Here is a 16,953-nt window from a genome sequence, read left to right as displayed (position 1 = left end):
AAGGCCGCCGCGGGACTCGTTCCCGCGGCGGCCTTCGCCGTTTCCTGGGCCTGGCGAGTTCTAACCGGCATCGCCACTCACGACTGCGACCCGACTGCCTCCGCCCACCCGGCCTTCGCCGTTCTCAGATCGTTTCCACCCGAAAGACCGCGATCCTCCCCGCAGCAGCCGCCACCCCGTCCGGCGTCGGCGACTCCGCCAGTCCCGTCGTGACATAGCGCCGCCCCACGCTCGGCGGCCCGTCCGCGACCACCTCTCGCAGCACCGGCCCCCGCTCCGCGACCGGCAGTTCCGCGAACCGCACCCGTCGCGATCGCCGTCCCCGCGACAGCGTGCCCTCCCCCGCCGCGCGGACGTTCGCCACCCACGCCGCCTTCGGGAACGCCTGGATCAGGTACTCCCCGCCCTGGACTTTCAATACCGCCAACGGAAACGTCCGCGGCTCGCCGCTGCGCCGCCCGGGGACGGTGAGCAGTTCCATCGGCCCGAACGCGAGCCCCGCGCGCTGCAGGGCGGTGATGACCCGGTTGATCGTGTTGACCTTGCGCCGGTATCCGGCTGCCTTCGTGTCCATGCCCCGAGCGTACGCCAACTTGTATGAGTTTCATACTTTCTGATCTTCATAGATATACCTTCCGGGTATGCCCGGGGTGCCGGATAGGCAGTGGCGACGTCCCGGCCGGACCCAGTTCACTGGGTGCCAAACACCCGAGGAGGGCTGGAGTGCACTACGACGTCGTCGTAGTCGGAGGCGGTGCTGGGGGTATCGCCTCCGCTGCCGGGGCGGCGCGCACCGGGGCGCGGGTGCTGCTGGTCGAGCAGTACCCGTACCTTGGCGGCGCGGCGACGATCAGTTCCGTGCTGACCCTCTGCGGTTTCTTCGACCAGACCGGCCAGCAGGTCGTCGCGGGCGTCGGCGAGGAGGTGCTGCGGCGGCTGCGGCACCGGGGCGCCTACGAAGAGAAGACGATGGGCTGGACCGGCAACAAGATCGTCTTGCTCGACCTGGAAACCACCAAACTGGTGTACGACGAGCTGGCCGCCGACGCCGGCGTGGACGTCCTCCTGCACACCAAGCTCATCGGCGCGCGGCGGACGCACGGCATCGTCACCGAGGTCGAACTGCACCACCGCGGCGGCCGGGAGCGGGTCACCGCCGGCGCGTTCGTCGACGCCAGCGGCGACGGCGCGCTCCTGGCCGCCGCCGGAGCCGCCGTCCGCGTCGCCCCGCTGCGCGACCGGCAAACCAGCACGCTCGTCTGCCGGTTCTCCGGTGTGTCCGAAGACGCGGACCTCTCGCGCGAGGGCTTGCGCGCCGCCGTCGCCGCGTACCAACGGGAAACCGGCGTCCAGTTGCCCCGCGATTACGGCATCGCCGTGCACCTTCCGTTGACCCGCAACGTAATCGCCCTCCTGGTGGACGAACAAACCGACGTCCTGGACGCCGCCTCGCTGAGCCGCGACGAAGCCGACGCGCGACGCCAGGCATGGCAATACCTGGACGCCCTGCGCAAACACCTCGCCGGCTGGTCGTCGGCGCGCCTCGAGGAAACCGGTCCCCAACTAGGCATCCGCGAAGGCCGCCACCTAGTCGGCCGCGAACAGCTCACCGGCCGCGACGTCCTGACCGCCCGCAAACGCCCCGACGTGTCCATCGGCCGCTGCGGCTGGCCGATCGAAGACCACGCGGGCCCCGGCGTCACCCGCTACGAACCGATCGCCGACCGAGGCTGGTACGACCTCCCCTACGGCGCGATCTGCTCCGCCGACACCGCGAACCTCTGGGCAGCCGGCCGCCTGACCAGCTCCGACGACGACGCGTACGCCTCCGTCCGCGTCATGGGCACCGCCTTCGCGACCGGCCACGCCGCGGGCATCGCCGCCGCACAGTACGTCGGCGGCCGAGCCCACGACGTCCGCGCGATCCGGGCCGAGTTGCACCGTCAGGATGCCTTGGCTTGACCCGCGACCGCCGGTAACGGGAACCTTCCCTGATCATCCGTCAGGTCGAAGGAGCCCCCATGCCGAGCCGCTATCGCTGGGTCGTCCTGCTGCTCTGCTGGGCTGTGTTCACGATGACCTCGGTGGACCGGTCGACCTGGGGCCCGGCGTCCTCGGCGGTCAGCGATTCGCTCGGCGTCCCGCTGGCCGCGCTCGGGATCTTCGCCACCTGCTACTACATCGGCTACGTCATCTCCAACACCGCCGGCGGCTTCCTCTCCGACTGGCTCGGCAGCCGCGCGATCCTGGGCATCAGCTCCTTTGTCGCGGGCGCGCTGATGGTGGGGTTCGGCTCGACCACGTCCATCGCCTGGGGCCTGGTCCTGCAAGCTCTGCTGGGCCTGTTCGCGGGCGTCGACTTCTCCGCCGGACTCAAGCTGATCACCACCTGGTTCCGCCCGGAGGAGCACGGACTCGCGAGCGGCATCTTCATGACCGCGACGTCACTGGGCACGGTCGTAGCCAACGCCGTCGTGCCCACGCTCGTGAAAACCAGCGGCTGGCCCGTGTCGTACCATCTCTTCGGCGGCGTCACCGTCGTACTCGGCCTGCTGTGCCTGGTCTTCATCCGCAACGGCAACGTCTCCACGTCCACCCGCCGCGGTTTGCCGGACCCCCGCCCGCTCTTCCGCAACCGCGACCTGCTGCTGCTGGGCTTAGCCGGTTTCGGCGGCCTGTGGGGCACCTACGGTTTCGTCACGTGGTCCAACACGCTGATGATCCGCGGCGAACACATCGACCCCGTACGGGCTGGTGTAGTCCTGGTCATCTTCTCCGGCACAGCGGTGGTGATCAAACCGCTGATCGGCTGGCTCACCGACAAAGTCGGCCTGGGCAGGCGAATCCCCATCATCGCCGTCCTCATCCTCTTCGGCGGCGCTCTGCTGGTCTTCGGTTCCCTGAGCAGCTACAGCGCTTTTCTAGTGGTAGCCCCGATTCTCGGCATCGGCGCGTACGCTTACAGCCCGCTGACCGCCGCCATGATCCCCGCGTTGACCGGTGTCCGCCTAGCCGGTTCCGCCGCAGGCGCGGTGAACGCCTTCTGGCAACTGGGCAGCGTCATCGTGCCCGCCGTCGTAGGCCCGGTCTTCCACGCGACCGGCTCGTTTTATTCAGCGTTCCTTACCCTGGCCGCCGGACCGCTCGTGGGAGCCGCGGTCCTCCTCTTCATGCGAGACGACCGCCCGGCCCGGGTCGCTCCCCAAACCGTCACGGCCTAGCACCGGAAACTCCGCCTCGATCGACGCTAACCCGTCGATGATCGCCGGCAGATCAGACTGATCAAGCTCGCCGATCCGAAACGACAGCCGGTTCCCCCGCCCGTCGGTCGCGGTTCCCTCGACCTCAACCCTCCCGGATTTGGCGACGGTGACCGTCAGATCGAGCCACTCCTCCATCGACGTCAGCCGAGCGACCCCGCCGAAGTCGGCATACGCCTTCGCCAGCTGCTCCCGGAAACTCCGCAACTCCTCGGCCCGCAACCCAGCGGGCACCCGCGCGGAAAACCCGCCGACCACCAGGTCAACCGGGCTGAAAAGCCAGTTGCCGTCCCAGAAATCGACCGCCCCCGCATGCATCCGCCCCAGCACGTCGATCACCAGCCGATCGCCGTGCGCCGCCCCTATCGCCACCTCGCTCATCACCCCCCACTCTAATGCGGCCCGCCAAAATGAATTTCCTCTCCAGCCGCCGCTCAGGGAAACTGGGCGCATGCAGATCCGCCAGTCGACCGCCGCCGACGCACCAGCGATCCATGCTGTGCACACCGCCGCGTTCCGCGTCCACAATCCCGATGTCACCGGCGAAATGCCGGAAGCGAAACTAGTCACCGAACTCACCGCCGACGGCGATCTGCTCCCCGCCCTCTCGCTAGTCGCCGTCCGCGACGGAGAAGTCATCGGCCACGCCTGCTCCAGCCCAGGTCGCCTAGGCGACGACCCAAACTCCGCCATCGGCTTCGGCCCGCTAGGCGTCCACCCGGACCGCCACCGCGGCGGCGCAGGCTCCGCTTTGGTCCACGCAACGATCGGCGCCGCCAACGCACTCGGCTACCGCCTGATCGTGCTGTTGGGCGACCCAGGCTATTACTCCCGCTTCGGCTTCGTCATGGCCGAAAAGCTCGGCGTGACCCCGCCGGTACCGGAATGGGCCCCGCATTTTCAGGCGCTGCCGCTGGCCGCGTACACCCCGGAAAACCGCGGCGCGTTCCGCTACGCGGCGGCTTTCGACCGGCTCTGAGGCGGTAGCGCTCGTGAGTGGCGAATCCGGTTAGAACCGGCAACGCCACTCACGAGGCCGCCAACCCGTTCCGCCGCAAGAACTCCTCAGCGATATCCTTAGCGTTCCGCTTCTCATCCGTGTACTGCACGTTCAGCTCAGTCAACTGCTCCGTAGTCAACGCCGCCGAAACCCGGTTCAGCGCAGCCGTTTCAGCGGCATTCAACGTCCCCCGCGACACCAGCGGCACGATGTTCTGCGCCGGGAACATGTGCTTGTCGTCCTCCAGCGGCACGAACCCATTGGACGCGATAGTCGCCGACGTGCTGAACAAGTCCGCCACTTGCACCTCACCCGACTTCAACGCCGCCACCGTCACCGGCCCGCCGGTATCCGTCGTGCGGATTTCCTTGAACTCGCACCCGTACAGCTGCTTGATCCGGTCCTTCCACCGGCTGCTCCACTGCCCCGGCCCGCCCATCACCAGGTCCTTGCAGCGCGGTCCCAGATCAGAAAAGGTCTTCACCCCGGTGGCCGCGAGTTCCTTGCCCACCACGAGCAAATCCTTGTCCTGCGCGGGCGACTGGTCGAGAACCTCGAACCCGCCCGGGATTTTCTGCTTCAGCTGTGCGTAAACATCTTCCGACGTCGTCGCCGGAGTGTTCTTGTCGAAATACCGCAGCAGGTTCCCGGAGTAATCCGGCACCACGGACAAAGACTTGTCCTGCAACGCTTTCACCACGACCTCGCGGCTGCCGACCGGCGGTCGCACCGTCACGTTGTGCGCGCCGACATTCCGCAAGGCCCCGGCATAAATCTGGGCCAGCAAGGAACTTTCCCCGACATCCGACGCGCCGATGATGATGTCGCCGGTACTGCCGCCCTCACCGCCGCCGGACAGCGGGTTTCCGCACGCCGACGCCAGCAGCGCCAGCCCGGCCACCAGGATCCCCCACCGTTTCACGCTGCTCCTCCCGCGGCCGCTGCCCGGCCGGACGCTGCTTGCGCGGCCAGCCGGACTCCCTTGGGCACCAAGGCCCGCTGTGCGGCGGCGAGCAGCAGGTCGACCACGATCGCCAGCAACGCGGTGAGAATCGCGCCCGCGACGACCTCGGTGTAGTCCAAAATGGCCAGTCCGTCGAGCAGGAACCGGCCGAGGCCGCCGAGACCGACGTACGCGGCTACCGCGGCCGTCGCGATCAGCTGCAGGACCGCGTTGCGGATTCCGCCCAGTACCAACGGAAGCGCGATCGGCACCTCGACTTTCCACAGTCGTTGCCAGCCAGTCATCCCGATGCCTTGCGCGGCGTCGACGACATCGTGCTCGGCCGCCTGCAGGCCGGCGTACGTGCCCGCCAGCACCGGCGGGATCGCCAGCACCACCAGGCCGATGATGGTCGCGGTGGTGCTTTCGGTGAAGAGCAGGAACAGGAACGTCACGAGCCCGAGCGTCGGCAGCGCGCGGATCGCGTTGCCCACCCCGACCAGTACGACGCCGCCGCGGCCGGTGTGGCCGACGAACAGTCCAATCGGGATCGCGATCACCAACGCAATGACCAGGGCCAGTGCGATGTAGCCGACGTGCTGGGCGAGCCGGGCGAGAATGCCGCCCGTGCCCTGCCAGTTCGCGGCGGTGGTGAACCAGGTGAAGACGTCGCCGATCATCCCGCCACCTCCGCGGCCGGCGCGCGACCCGCTCTCTCCCAGGGCGTCAACAGATTGCGCAGCAACACCAGCAGCAGGTCGACGATCAACGCGAGCAGCATCGTCAGCACGATCCCGACCACGATCGGCGAGAAGTACTCCCGCTGGAACCCGTCGGTGAACAGCACGCCGAGCGCCCCGGTCCCGATCAGCGCACCGACGCTCACCAGGCTGATATTGCTCACCGACGCCACCCGCACCCCCGCCGCGAGCACCGGCACCGCGAGCGGCAGTTCGACGCTGAAGAACCGGCGCGGCCCGCGATACCCGATCGCCGTGGCAGCCGCGACGATGTGCGGCGGCACGGCTTCCAGCGCGTCGAGCACCGGACGTACCAGCAGCGCGGTGGTGTAGATAGTCAGCGCGACGATCACGTTGACGCTGTCGAGAATCTTCGTCCCGATAATGCCGGGAATCACCACGAAAAGAGCCAGCGACGGAATCGTGTACAGCAGATTCCCCACCACCAGCAGCACACTGCGCGCGGGCCGCCAGCGATGCCCGAGCCAGCCGAGCAGGATCGCCAGCACGATGCCCGCGACCAGCGGCACCAGCGCGAGATAGATGTTCTCGAGCAGATTGGCGAGGATTTCGCCGCGGTTGTTGGAGCTCGACAGGTACCGGCCGAGTTCGCCGAAGAAGTCGCCCATCAGGACGCCTGCGGGGAGGCCTCGATTACATCCAAGACCTGGTGCGCGACCACCGTCCCGAGCACGCGGTTCTCGTCGTCCACCACGACGCCGAGACTGGCCGGCGACGACAGCGCCGCGTCGAGCGCCCCGCGGATCGGCGTGCCCTGCACGTACAGCGATCCGCCTGCCACGAGGTCGGTTTCCGCCAACGGGCCGTCCACTGTGGAGCCTGGCGGAAGCCAGCCGCGCGGCTGCTTCTCGTCGTTCACCGCGAGCAGCCAGCCCTCCGACGGGCCGTCGATCTTGCTGCCGAGCTCGATCGTCCGAGCCGGCGAAACCTCGACGCCGCTCGCCGGCAGGAACGAAAGCCCGCGATACCCGCGGTCCCGGCCGACGAACGACGCGACGAAGTCGTCCACCGGATGCCGCAGCACCTCGGCCGGCGTGCCGTACTGCGCGAGCTTCCCGCCGACGCGCATCACCGCGACCTTGTCCCCGAGCCGCACCGCCTCGTCGATGTCGTGCGTGACGAACACGATTGTCTTGCCCAGCTGGGATTGCAGCCGCAGCAGCTCGTCCTGCAGCCCTTCGCGGACCACCGGGTCGACCGCGGAAAACGGCTCGTCCATCAGCAACACCGGCGAATCGGCGGCAAGCGCACGAGCCACGCCGACGCGCTGCTGCTGCCCGCCGGACAGCTGCGCCGGATACCGCTTCCCGAGTTCCGTCGGCAGGCCGACCGTCTCGAGCAACTCGGCCGCCCTGGCGCGCGCCTTGCGTTTGTCCCATCCGGACAGCAGCGGCACGGTCGCGATGTTGTCGAGCACTGTCCGGTGTGGAAAGAGCCCGGCGTGCTGGATCACGTAGCCGATGCCGCGGCGCAGCACCGCCGGGTCGCCTTCGCTGACGTCCTTGCCGTCCAGCAGCACCGCGCCGGAGGTGGGTTCGACCATCCGGTTGATCATCCGCAGCGAGGTCGTCTTGCCGCACCCGGACGGACCGACGAACACCGTGATCGTGCCGTCTTCCACGGTGAGCGAGAGGCCGTCGACCGCGACCGTGCCGTCCGGATAGCGCTTGACGACGTCTCGGAATTCGATGGTCACAGACTTCTCCCCACGTCCTGGTGCAGAGTCCGACGGTAGCCCACTCGCGCGGCCTTGGCAGCCTGTCCCGCAGCGTGGCCGACTACCCTCGGACCCCGTGACCGCCCTAGACGACGTCCTCGCCGCACATGGCGCCGCCGTCCGCCCGCTCTACGAAGTGCTCACCCTGCTCCGCAGCGGCTCGTACGAACTGGCCGACCTAGTGCGGCTCACCGCCGCCCCGCGCCGAAGCGTCGAAGACCTTCTCGCAGCACTGGAACCGGACCTGGAACGCTCCCCCGCAGGCATCCGCATCGCCCCGGCCGCACGCTCCACCTACGCGTCGTACTCCCTGCCGCCCCTGCCCGACCCCCTCGACGCCGCGGTCGCCGCCCAACCGGCCCTGCTCACCATGCTGGCCGAACGAATCGCCGCCGTCCCGCCCCCGCTCGCGGCCTTGGACCACGTGCAAGCGACCCCGGAGACCGTGCTGCGCCGCGCGTTGTGGCTGAACTCCCGCTACGACCTCCGCCGCAGCAAGGTGCTCTTCCTCGGCGACCACGATCTGACGTCGCTAGCCGTGCGCGCGGTGTGCCCGGAAGCCGAACTGTCCGTAGTGGACCTGGACGAACGCGTCCTGTCCTACCTGGACACCACCGGCGAACGCACCATCTTCACCGCCCACGCCGACCTGCGCGTCGGCCTGCCCCCGGCCCTGACCGGCAAAGCCGACCTGGTCTTCAGCGACCCGCCCTACACGCCGGAAGGCATGGGCCTCTTCGCCGCCCGCGCGGTGCAAGCCTTGCGCGAGCCCACCGAAGGCCGAATCCTCCTGGCCTACGGCTATAGCCCGCGTCACCCCGCGCTAGGCGCGCAAGTGCAGCGCTCCCTCGCCACCCTGGGCCTGACCTACGAGGCGATCCTCCCGGACTTCAACCGCTACACCGGCGCCCAAGCGATCGGCAGCGCGGCTGACTTGTATGTCTGCCAGCCGACCGCGAAGGCGAAGAAATCGTTCGCCCGCAAGGGAAGCTCCGCCATCTACACGCACGGCCCGCAATCAGTCGAATCAGCCGGCACCAAGCCGGGCCTCCTGGCGGCCGCCCGAGAAATCGCCTCCGAAGGCGGCCTAGCCCTGGAAACGCGCCCCGTCGGCTGGGCCACTTCGGGCCCCGAAGGCGACGCCGTCGCCATGGACCTCACCGCCGACCCCGGCCCCTGGCTACTGCGCACCCTGCTGGGCACGAACGCCCGACGCCTGGCGCTGCTGCTGCCGAACAACCACCCCGACCTCGCGGACGCAGCCGCGCAAGCAGCCCTGACCGCACTGGTCGCGGACAAGTACCGCCTACGCCTGCTCCGCAGCACCCCCGACAACCGCCACGCGATCGTCGCCGCAGACCTGGTCGACCACCCGTCCGAACTGCTGACCCGCGCCCACGCGAGGCTGGCAAATGCCGCACTGAACGTCCCAGAGGATTTGGCAGACCTACGCCTGGTGGACGTCCCCCGACACCGCCTAGCGGAGCTGCTCCCCGGCTGACCACCAGCCGCTACTGGGCGGCCAGGTTGAAGCAGCTGGAGCGGCCAGATTGAAGACCCAGTAGCGGCCAGATTGCCGTCAACCTAGCGGCCAGATTGACGGCAATGCAGCGGCCAGACTGCGCTATCCGCCCGCTGACCAGCGCAATCGCTTCTCGCTCGCCGCCCCGGGCTCGCGCGCGATCACTGCTTCCGGCAATAGGTCGTGAGGGCCACCCTCATTGACTATGACTCCCTCAGGGTTCCCCTCACGACCGTCGGCGGGCCGTGAGGGGCTCCTTCAGAGACCCAGATTCCCTCGAGGAGCCCTTCACGGACCACACCACACCGCCCCGCCCGCCGCCCCGGGATGCGCCCCAATGGGGATTTTTCATCCTGTTGGTGCTGGTCAGGCGGGGTTGACGGTGGCGGGAGTGGTTGTGCGGCAACGGGCCTGCCGGTTGCCTGCCCGTGGCCGGAACGTGGCGGAGCCCCCGGATGTTGATCAAGTCGTGACTCAAGAAAGAACGTCCGGGGGCTCCGGTCCCACTGTCTCACAGCAGGTTCTGGCCTCGTATCGCAGCGTGTTGCCGGTGTCGCCGCCCACGATCGCGATGCTGGCCGGGTTGATCGGCCGCCGCCGCCGGGCGATCGGGTCGCGGTGGCGCAAGGCGTCCCCGGCCGAGCAGGCGGTGCTGGTGCTGGCGATGCTGCGCCACGACCAGCGGCTGCTGGACCTGTCCCGCGCCAACGCGGTGTCGGCCGCCACGATCCGCCGCTGGCTGCTGGAAGCCATCGACCTGCTCGCGGCCCGGGCGCCGCGGCTGGACCGGGTGCTGCGGCGGCTGGCCGCCCGCGGCGCGGCGGTGGTGCTGGCCGACGGGACCCTGATCCGCACCCGCCGCCGCACCGGCACAGACAATCGCCGCAATTACAGCGGCAAGCACAAACACCACGGCCTCAACGTCCAAGGCCTCACCGACGAACACGGACGGCTGCTGTGGGTCTCGGCCGTGCTGCCGGGCAGGACCGCCGACATCACCGCCGCCCGCCGCCACCGGCTGCGCGACCGCATCCACGCCCGCGGCCTGACCCCCGCCGCGGACAAGGGCTACCAGGGCTGGCGCAAAGACGTCCGCGACACCCGCCGCTGCGACCAGTGCGACGGGCCGTGCGAACAGGTCGTGCTCACCCCCTACAAAGCCGAAACGAACCGGCCGCTCACCCACGCCCAGAAAACCGCCAACTCCGTGTTCAACGCCATGCGCTGCGCGGTCGAGGGCGGCTTCGCCGCCCTCAAAACCTGGCGCGTCCTCGACAAACTCCGCATCGCACCACGCCACGCCACCACCCTCGTCCGCGCCCTGCTCGTCCTCACCCAGCACGAACAACACACCCGCGACACCGCCCAGCCCACCCCGGCCTGACAACTACCACACCCCGCCAACCCACCATGACCAGCACAAACCAGGATGAAAAATCCCCAATGTGGCATTGGGTGCGTCCCACGCACCGAACGCCACATTGGGGCGCAAGCCCCCACCTCAAGCAAACCGCCACCGATGCACCCAACTCGAAGTGCACCCACACCACCCCCGCACCCCGATACGAAGCTCTCCTGCGGTCTGGGGTGGCTTGTCAAGGCATCTTTCCCGCCTTGACAAGCCACCCCAGACCGTCAGCACAATCAAGCTTCGGGGTGCCCCACGCACGCCAGAACGCAATGTCGCCGCCAGGCGACGAGCCGACTAAAACAACTCCCCAGCCAACCCCCGATAAACCCCCACCACCTCATCGTCATAAACCTGCAACCGCACCCCCGGCAACCCAGGATGCAGCTGATACTTCTCCGTAACCACCTGCACCACAACATGATCCGCCCCAGCCGCCCGATGCTCCCCCAACCGAGCAGCAACCGCGGAAACATCCCCCAAAGCCACCAGATCGTCAATCAACCGATCAGACCCAGACCCAGCCAAATCCTCATCCGAATACCCCAACCGTCGCAAATTGCGAGTGTAATTACCCAACCCCAAATAAGGATTCTCCACCCGCCCCCGAGCCACGCGCCGAGCCCGAACCAGATCCGAACCCACCACAACCTTCTGCTCCGGCGCCAAAAACCCACCAGCACCCAACGCCGTCCGAGCCGCCCGAGTATGCCGAGGCGGAACCAAATAAGGCACCACCCCGCCAGCCCGCTCCGCAGCCAACTCCAACATCCTCGGCCCCAACGCAGCCAGCACCCGCCCGGAAACCGGCACCCCACCCGCGTCCAGCACATCAAGAAACCGCCGAACCGCGTCCATCGGCCGCTCATACCCCGCCGACTGCTCCCGATGCCCAGCCCCGATCCCGAGCACAAACCGCCCGGGAAACCGCGAAGCCACCCGCTGATACGACTCAGCCAACACTGCCGGATCCCCCGACCACACGTTGACGATGCTCGACCCCACCACCAACGACTCGGTAGCCGCCAGCAGCTCGTCAATCCCGGCCAGATCCACCCCAGGCCCGCCAAGCCACAACGCCGAATACCCCAACTGCTCGATCTCGGCAGCCATCGCCGGAGTAGTCAACGCCCCGACCTGCCACACGCCGTACCCACGCAATCCGATCTCCATGAAGACCACCGTGGCGACGAAAAAATGGACTGGCAAGTCCAAAACCAGCCCACAAAGAAGGGCTCCCCGGCACCAGAAAGCCGGAGAGCCCTTCCCCAAGAAAAAACTCAGCCAGTCACGCCGTCCTGCTCAGCCGCCTTGACCACCGCGGCCGCCACCTCAGGCGCGACCCGCGGGTCCAGCGGGCTGGGCACGATCCGATCCGGCCCGAGGTCGTCCGAAGCCACCGCCACGATCGCCTCCGCGGCCGCCAGCTTCATGTTCTCCGTGATCGACCGCGCGCCTGCGTCGAGGGCGCCGCGGAACACGCCGGGGAACGCCAGCACGTTGTTGATCTGGTTCGGGAAGTCGCTCCGCCCGGTCGCGACGATCGCCGCGTGCTGTGCGGCGACCGCCGGGTGCACCTCGGGGTCCGGATTGGACAGCGCGAACACGATCGAGTCGTCCGCCATCGTCGACAGCAGGGACGGGTCGATCGTCGCACCGGACAGGCCGAGGAACACCTCCGCTCCGCGCAGCGCCTCGGCGAGGCCGCCGGTGAGCCCGGCCTTGTTCGTGGTCTCGACCAGCTGCCGCTTGATCGGGTTCAGGTCGTCGCGCCCGGCGTGCACGATGCCGCGCGAGTCGAGCACCGTCACGTCCGCGACGCCTGCCGCGAGCAGGATCTTCGCGCAGGCCACCCCAGCCGCGCCCGCACCGGAGACCACGACCCGCTCGCCGGCGATGTCGCGGTCGAGCACCAGGTTCGCGCCGCGCAGGGCGGCGAGGGTGACGATCGCGGTGCCGTGCTGGTCGTCGTGCATGACCGGGCAGTCCAGCGCCTCCTTGAGCTTGTCCTCCAGCTCGAAGCAGCGCGGCGCGGAAATGTCCTCGAGGTTGACCGCGCCGAACGACGGGCGCAGCCGCACCAGGGTCTCGACGATCTCGTCGACGTCGGTGGTGTCGAGCACCAGCGGGATCGAGTCCAGCCCGCCGAAGGTCTTGAAGAGGACCGACTTGCCCTCCATGACCGGCAGCGAGGCGCTCGCGCCGATGTCCCCGAGGCCGAGCACCGCGGTGCCGTCGCTGACCACTGCCACGAGCCGGTCCGCCCAGGTGTACCGCTTCGCCTTGGCCGCGTCCTCGGCGATCGCGCGGCTCACCTTCGCCACGCCGGGCGTGTAGGCGATCGAGAGGTCGCGCGGGTCGGAGATCGGCCGGGTCGCCGCCACGGAGAGCTTGCCGCCCTCGTGCCCGGTGAAGATCTCGGCGTCGGTCACGGCCGCGACGCTGCTGGCCTGGTCGGTCATCGGAGAACCTGTCGTGGGATCGAGGGAAGCGGGCGGATGGGTCTGGGTCATCGAACGTACTCCTGGGACTGCGAGCGGGGGACCACCTGGTCGACGGGCGAGCAAGCGCCCGTCGAGAGTGGGAACTCGTCCTCCGGACGGCAGCCCAGCGCGGTAGCGCCGGCCTGTCGGCGAGGCGTCTGCGCGGCCATCCGATCCGTGGGGTGTGGCGATGGCCGCCGACGCTGCGGTCCGTCAATCATGACAGGCCCCCGGTCGGCCCCGACCCCTCGGTGCGGCTCATGTCACAGATTCGCGATTCCCAAGACGTCCGTCCGGTTTCGGAAGCAGTTCCGTTCCGGGTCCGGGAAACGCACTCGATAGGGTGGCCGCCATGGACTTCCGCCCGCTCAAGGTCTCCGGCGCGTTCGAGTTCGTCCCGCGCGTGTTCCCCGACGAACGCGGACTCTTCGTCGCACCGTTCCAGGAAGAGGCGATGGTCCGCGCGACCGGGCATCCGCTGCGGGTCGCGCAGACGAACCACAGCGTTTCGCGCGCGGGCTCGATCCGCGGCGTGCATTTCGCCGACACTCCGCCGGGCCAGGCGAAGTACGTCTACTGCCCGGGCGGGTCGCTGCTGGACGTGGTGGTGGACCTGCGCGTCGGCTCGCCGACGTTCGGCGAATGGGACGCGGTGCGGCTCGATGCGGCCGAGTTCCGCGCGGTCTACGTGGCGGAAGGCATCGGGCACGCCTTCATCGCGCTGGAAGACAACACCGTGATGGCCTATCTCTGCTCTGAGCCGTACAACCCGGCGGGCGAGCACGGCATCAACCCGCTCGACCCGGCTCTGGACCTGCCGTGGCCGACCGGACTGGCCCCCATTGTGTCCGAAAAGGACAAAGCAGCGCCAACCCTGGCCGAAGCGCTCGACCAGGGCCTGCTGCCGTCGTACGCCGATTGCGTGGCGTACTACGAAAAGCTGCGGTCAGCGCACCGCTAAGCGCGCACGCCGTCCTCGGCGATGACCCGTTCGATATTGCGCTCGGCCAGCGCGGTGATCGTCACGAACGGGTTCACGCCGGTGCTGCCCGGAATCAGCGAACCGTCCGTCACATACAGGTTCCGGTACCCCTTCACCCGGCCGTAGTCGTCGGTCGCTTCGCCGAGCACCAATCCGCCGAGCGGGTGGTAGGTGAAGCGGTTCTCGAACGCCCGCGTGTCGCCGAAGAGGTCGTAGCGGTAGATCGTGGAGTTCGCCTTGTTGATCCGGTCGAACAACGATTTCGCCGCGTCGATCGACGGCTGCCCCTGGTCCGGCGACCACTGCAGTTTCGCCGAATCGCTGGCGGCGTCGTAGGCGAAATGGCCGCGTTCGGGGTTCTTGGTGATCGCCAGGTACAGGCTCGCCCACGTTTCGAGCCCGGCGGGCACCGGCGCGATCTCGGCGAACACCGGATGCGTCGGGTTGTCCCAGTCGTCGATGCCGAGCGCGGGCATCCCGGCTTCGAGGCTGCCGGTCGTGTCCCACACGTGGTTGGCGCGGCCGAGCATCACGTTGCCGTTGGTGCCCCAGCCCTGGCCGACCGCCTCGGACAGCCGCGGCAGCCGTCCGGTGTCGCGGGCGCGCACCAGCAGTTCGGTCGAGCCGAGGCTGCCCGCGCCGAGGAACAGGTACTTCGTGGAGAGGTGCTTGGTGGCGAGCACATTGCCGAGCGCGTCGGACTCGCGCACCACCAGCGTGTACGTGCCGTCCTGCTGCTGGATGATCTCGCGGACCTCGTGCAGCGTCTGGATGGTCACGTGCCCGGTGCCGAGCGCGGCGGCGAGATACGTCTTGTCCAGCGAGCGTTTGCCGTGGTTGTTGCCGTAGATGACCTCGGACGCGAGCGCCGAGCGTTCGACCGTGCCCGCCTCTTCCTTCTTCATGTACTCGAAGTCGTAGACGCTCGGCACGAACGTCGTCTTCAACCCGGTTTTCTGCGCGGCTTTCCGGGAAACGCGCGCGAACTGGTACGACTTGCAGGTCTCGAACCAGTCCTCGTCGATGTGGTTCACGCCGAGGCCCGCGTTGGCGCGCGGGTAGTACTTGCCGTACATCTCGTCGGCGTTCACCCGCGGCAGGATTTCCTCGAAGTACGAACGCTTCGGCTGCACCGCCATCGCGCCGTTCACCAGCGACCCGCCGCCGACGCCGCGCCCGACGTACACCGACATCCCGCCGTAGTTCACCCGGTCCAGCACCCCGGCGTACGGATCGATGTCGTGGTTCGCGATGTCCAGCCACAGGAAGGACGCGAGCGGCGCTTCAGTGCGCTTCTTGAACCACATCGACCGCCGGTCCGGCTTCAGCATGTCGCAGAAGACCTTGCCGTCCGGGCCCGGTTCGTTCCACAGCTGGCCCATTTCGAGCATCACCGTGGGCACGCCCGCCTCGCCGAGCCGCAGCGCGGTGACCGCCGCGCCGTACCCGGTGCCGATCACCACCGCGGGCGAGTAGTCCGGCAGCGGCGGAGGCGTCGCGGCACGCGCGGTCGTCGCCGAAATGCTGGTCAGTCCAAGGGCCGCGGCGGAGTTCAGCGCGGCGAGGCCGAGAAATCGGCGACGGTTGAGGGAGGCCATGCCCGGCATGCTGACGCGGCCCGGAGCACCCTGGCAAGGCTAAAACGAACGCTATTCGCATTTGCCCAGTAAACGGTGTTAAGTTTCACTCGGCCGGGGTAACGGGAGGTCCAGCTTTCGCCGGTCAGGCGGCTTTCCGGGGCGTGACCCACACCGTGATCGTCGCGGTGACGACCTCGGTCCCGCGCGCGTCCACGATCCGCACCGGAACGGGAAGATCGAATCCCTTGTCGCCGAACTCGGGGATCTCCGGCAATTCGGCGATCGCCCGCAACCCGGTTTCGGCCTTCGCGACGTACCTCACTTCCATGCCCTTGGGCAGCCACCGGTGCGTGGCCGGGACGGTGGCCTCGGCCAGCATGCCCATCGCGATCTCGGCGAGGTTGCAGGCGGCGATCGCGTGGAAGGTCCGGATGTGGTTGTGGACACCCCACCACTTCGGCGCGGTCACCGAACAGTGGCCGGGACGGATCTCCCGGATGCTGGGCAGCACGGTGCCGAAGTAGGGCACCCGGAGGCACATCGCGGCGGAAAACAGCTGCTTGCCGCCCGGTTTCGCGGCCAGTTTGCGCCACAGCCCGTACGTCGACGGCGTACCCATCGGCACCTCCCAGGTGAAGTTACTCACCAGTAGCCTTACACACGACGAACCTGCCGGGCAAACCCGCCCCGGCTATATTCGGCCGCGTGGCACATCGGCTCTTTCTTCTCCGGCACGGCCAGACCGAATGGTCGTCGAACGGCAAGCACACCGGGCGCACCGACATCCCGCTGACCCCGGCGGGCGAGGACCAGGCGCGCGCGGCGGGCGGCACCCTGCGGACCCTGCTCGGCGGACCCGGGCTGGTGCTTTCCAGCCCGCGCGGCCGCGCGCTGCGCACGGCGGAACTCGCCGGCCTGCGCGTGGACGAGGTCACCGAAGACCTGGCCGAATGGGACTACGGCGACTACGAAGGCGTCACCACGCCGACGATCCGCGAGACGGTTCCGGACTGGACCGTCTGGACCCATCCCGTCCCCGGCGGCGAAAGCGCGGACGACGTGCAGGCGCGCGCGGACAAGGTGCTCGACCGCGCCCGGCGCGAAATCGAGAACGGCGACGTCGTCCTGGTCGGGCACGGGCACTTCAGCCGCGTGCTCGTCGCGCGCTGGCTCGGCCTGCCTGGCACCTCGGGTGTCCACTTCGGACTGGACCCGGCCGGTCTCGCGGTGCTCGGCGACGAGCGCGGCGAACCGCAGATCGAACACCTGAACCTGCTGCCCGCGTTGGAGGGATGAA

At 68.6% G+C, this 16,953-nt stretch carries 17 protein-coding genes; 7 read left to right on the top strand and 10 right to left on the bottom strand.

Going from position 1 to position 16,953, the window contains the following annotated elements:
* Positions 1–124 precede the first annotated feature (124 nt).
* The gene (locus FKO37_RS10565) at positions 125–574 is read right to left on the bottom strand and encodes a nitroreductase family deazaflavin-dependent oxidoreductase (RefSeq protein WP_134728112.1); all 450 of its coding nucleotides are present in this window, start codon (positions 572–574) and stop codon (positions 125–127) included.
* 149 nt (positions 575–723) lie between these two features.
* On the opposite strand from FKO37_RS10565, the gene FKO37_RS10560 reads away from it, so the two are divergent.
* Together FKO37_RS10560 and FKO37_RS10555 are read left to right on the top strand one after the other, a co-directional pair.
* Entirely contained in the window at positions 724–1,962 is a 1,239-nt protein-coding gene (locus FKO37_RS10560; RefSeq protein WP_238604351.1) for an FAD-dependent oxidoreductase, read from the top strand.
* 59 nt (positions 1,963–2,021) lie between these two features.
* Complete coding sequence (locus tag FKO37_RS10555; RefSeq protein WP_238604350.1) at positions 2,022–3,221, top strand: MFS transporter; 1,200 nt, start codon at positions 2,022–2,024, stop codon at positions 3,219–3,221.
* Here the strand turns inward: FKO37_RS10555 and FKO37_RS10550 are convergent.
* A complete protein-coding gene (locus FKO37_RS10550) occupies positions 3,114–3,641 on the bottom strand; it encodes a hypothetical protein (RefSeq protein WP_238604349.1) in 528 nt (175 codons plus the stop codon). The genes FKO37_RS10555 and FKO37_RS10550 overlap by 108 nt on opposite strands.
* Before the next feature lie 70 nt (positions 3,642–3,711).
* On the opposite strand from FKO37_RS10550, the gene FKO37_RS10545 reads away from it, so the two are divergent.
* Positions 3,712–4,239: a GNAT family N-acetyltransferase gene (locus FKO37_RS10545; protein WP_037817220.1), complete on the top strand. Its 528-nt coding sequence runs from the start codon at positions 3,712–3,714 to the stop codon at positions 4,237–4,239.
* Between the two features lie 49 nt (positions 4,240–4,288).
* On the opposite strand, the gene FKO37_RS10540 is transcribed toward FKO37_RS10545, so the two are convergent.
* Genes FKO37_RS10540 through FKO37_RS10525 form a run of 4 tightly spaced genes read right to left on the bottom strand, consistent with a single transcriptional unit; the run spans position 4,289 to position 7,660 of the window.
* The gene (locus FKO37_RS10540; protein WP_037817221.1) at positions 4,289–5,182 is read right to left on the bottom strand and encodes an ABC transporter substrate-binding protein; all 894 of its coding nucleotides are present in this window, start codon (positions 5,180–5,182) and stop codon (positions 4,289–4,291) included.
* Positions 5,179–5,883 (bottom strand): ABC transporter permease, encoded by a 705-nt coding sequence (locus FKO37_RS10535; protein ID WP_238604348.1) that lies wholly within the window; start codon positions 5,881–5,883, stop codon positions 5,179–5,181. Before FKO37_RS10535 ends, FKO37_RS10540 begins: the two co-directional genes overlap by 4 nt.
* Positions 5,880–6,572 (bottom strand): ABC transporter permease, encoded by a 693-nt coding sequence (locus FKO37_RS10530; protein WP_134728109.1) that lies wholly within the window; start codon positions 6,570–6,572, stop codon positions 5,880–5,882. The genes FKO37_RS10535 and FKO37_RS10530 overlap by 4 nt, the downstream gene beginning before the upstream one ends.
* Entirely contained in the window at positions 6,572–7,660 is a 1,089-nt protein-coding gene (locus FKO37_RS10525) for an ABC transporter ATP-binding protein (RefSeq protein WP_037817227.1), read from the bottom strand. Before FKO37_RS10525 ends, FKO37_RS10530 begins: the two co-directional genes overlap by 1 nt.
* Before the next feature lie 97 nt (positions 7,661–7,757).
* Between FKO37_RS10525 and FKO37_RS10520 the strand changes: the two genes are divergently transcribed.
* Together FKO37_RS10520 and FKO37_RS10515 are read left to right on the top strand one after the other, a co-directional pair.
* Entirely contained in the window at positions 7,758–9,182 is a 1,425-nt protein-coding gene (locus FKO37_RS10520) for a bis-aminopropyl spermidine synthase family protein (RefSeq protein ID WP_238604347.1), read from the top strand.
* Positions 9,183–9,753: 571 nt separating this feature from the next.
* Complete coding sequence (locus FKO37_RS10515) at positions 9,754–10,587, top strand: transposase family protein (protein ID WP_238603485.1); 834 nt, start codon at positions 9,754–9,756, stop codon at positions 10,585–10,587.
* Between the two features lie 321 nt (positions 10,588–10,908).
* On the opposite strand, the gene FKO37_RS10510 is transcribed toward FKO37_RS10515, so the two are convergent.
* Both FKO37_RS10510 and FKO37_RS10505 read right to left on the bottom strand, forming a co-directional pair.
* Positions 10,909–11,784, bottom strand: coding sequence for a TIGR03620 family F420-dependent LLM class oxidoreductase (locus tag FKO37_RS10510; RefSeq protein WP_051729242.1), 876 nt, complete (start codon positions 11,782–11,784; stop codon positions 10,909–10,911).
* A 107-nt stretch (positions 11,785–11,891) separates the two neighbouring features.
* On the bottom strand, positions 11,892–13,073 hold the full coding sequence (locus FKO37_RS10505; RefSeq protein ID WP_238604346.1) for an NADP-dependent malic enzyme: 1,182 nt from the start codon (positions 13,071–13,073) through the stop codon (positions 11,892–11,894).
* 373 nt (positions 13,074–13,446) lie between these two features.
* On the opposite strand from FKO37_RS10505, the gene FKO37_RS10500 reads away from it, so the two are divergent.
* Positions 13,447–14,055 (top strand): dTDP-4-dehydrorhamnose 3,5-epimerase family protein, encoded by a 609-nt coding sequence (locus FKO37_RS10500; protein WP_238604345.1) that lies wholly within the window; start codon positions 13,447–13,449, stop codon positions 14,053–14,055.
* Here FKO37_RS10500 and FKO37_RS10495 read toward each other — a convergent pair.
* Together FKO37_RS10495 and FKO37_RS10490 are read right to left on the bottom strand one after the other, a co-directional pair.
* A complete protein-coding gene (locus tag FKO37_RS10495; protein ID WP_238604344.1) occupies positions 14,052–15,674 on the bottom strand; it encodes a GMC oxidoreductase in 1,623 nt (540 codons plus the stop codon). The two genes, FKO37_RS10500 and FKO37_RS10495, sit on opposite strands and share 4 nt — an antisense overlap.
* Before the next feature lie 124 nt (positions 15,675–15,798).
* Positions 15,799–16,275 (bottom strand): hotdog fold domain-containing protein, encoded by a 477-nt coding sequence (locus FKO37_RS10490; RefSeq protein ID WP_037816508.1) that lies wholly within the window; start codon positions 16,273–16,275, stop codon positions 15,799–15,801.
* 86 nt (positions 16,276–16,361) lie between these two features.
* Between FKO37_RS10490 and FKO37_RS10485 the strand changes: the two genes are divergently transcribed.
* Complete coding sequence (locus tag FKO37_RS10485) at positions 16,362–16,952, top strand: acid phosphatase (RefSeq protein WP_037816510.1); 591 nt, start codon at positions 16,362–16,364, stop codon at positions 16,950–16,952.
* The last annotated feature ends 1 nt before the right edge of the window (position 16,953 follow it).

Source organism: Amycolatopsis sp. Poz14, assembly GCF_006704225.1.
Lineage (GTDB): Bacteria > Actinomycetota > Actinomycetes > Mycobacteriales > Pseudonocardiaceae > Amycolatopsis > Amycolatopsis nivea.
This window is presented reverse-complemented; position numbering and strand designations above follow the sequence as displayed.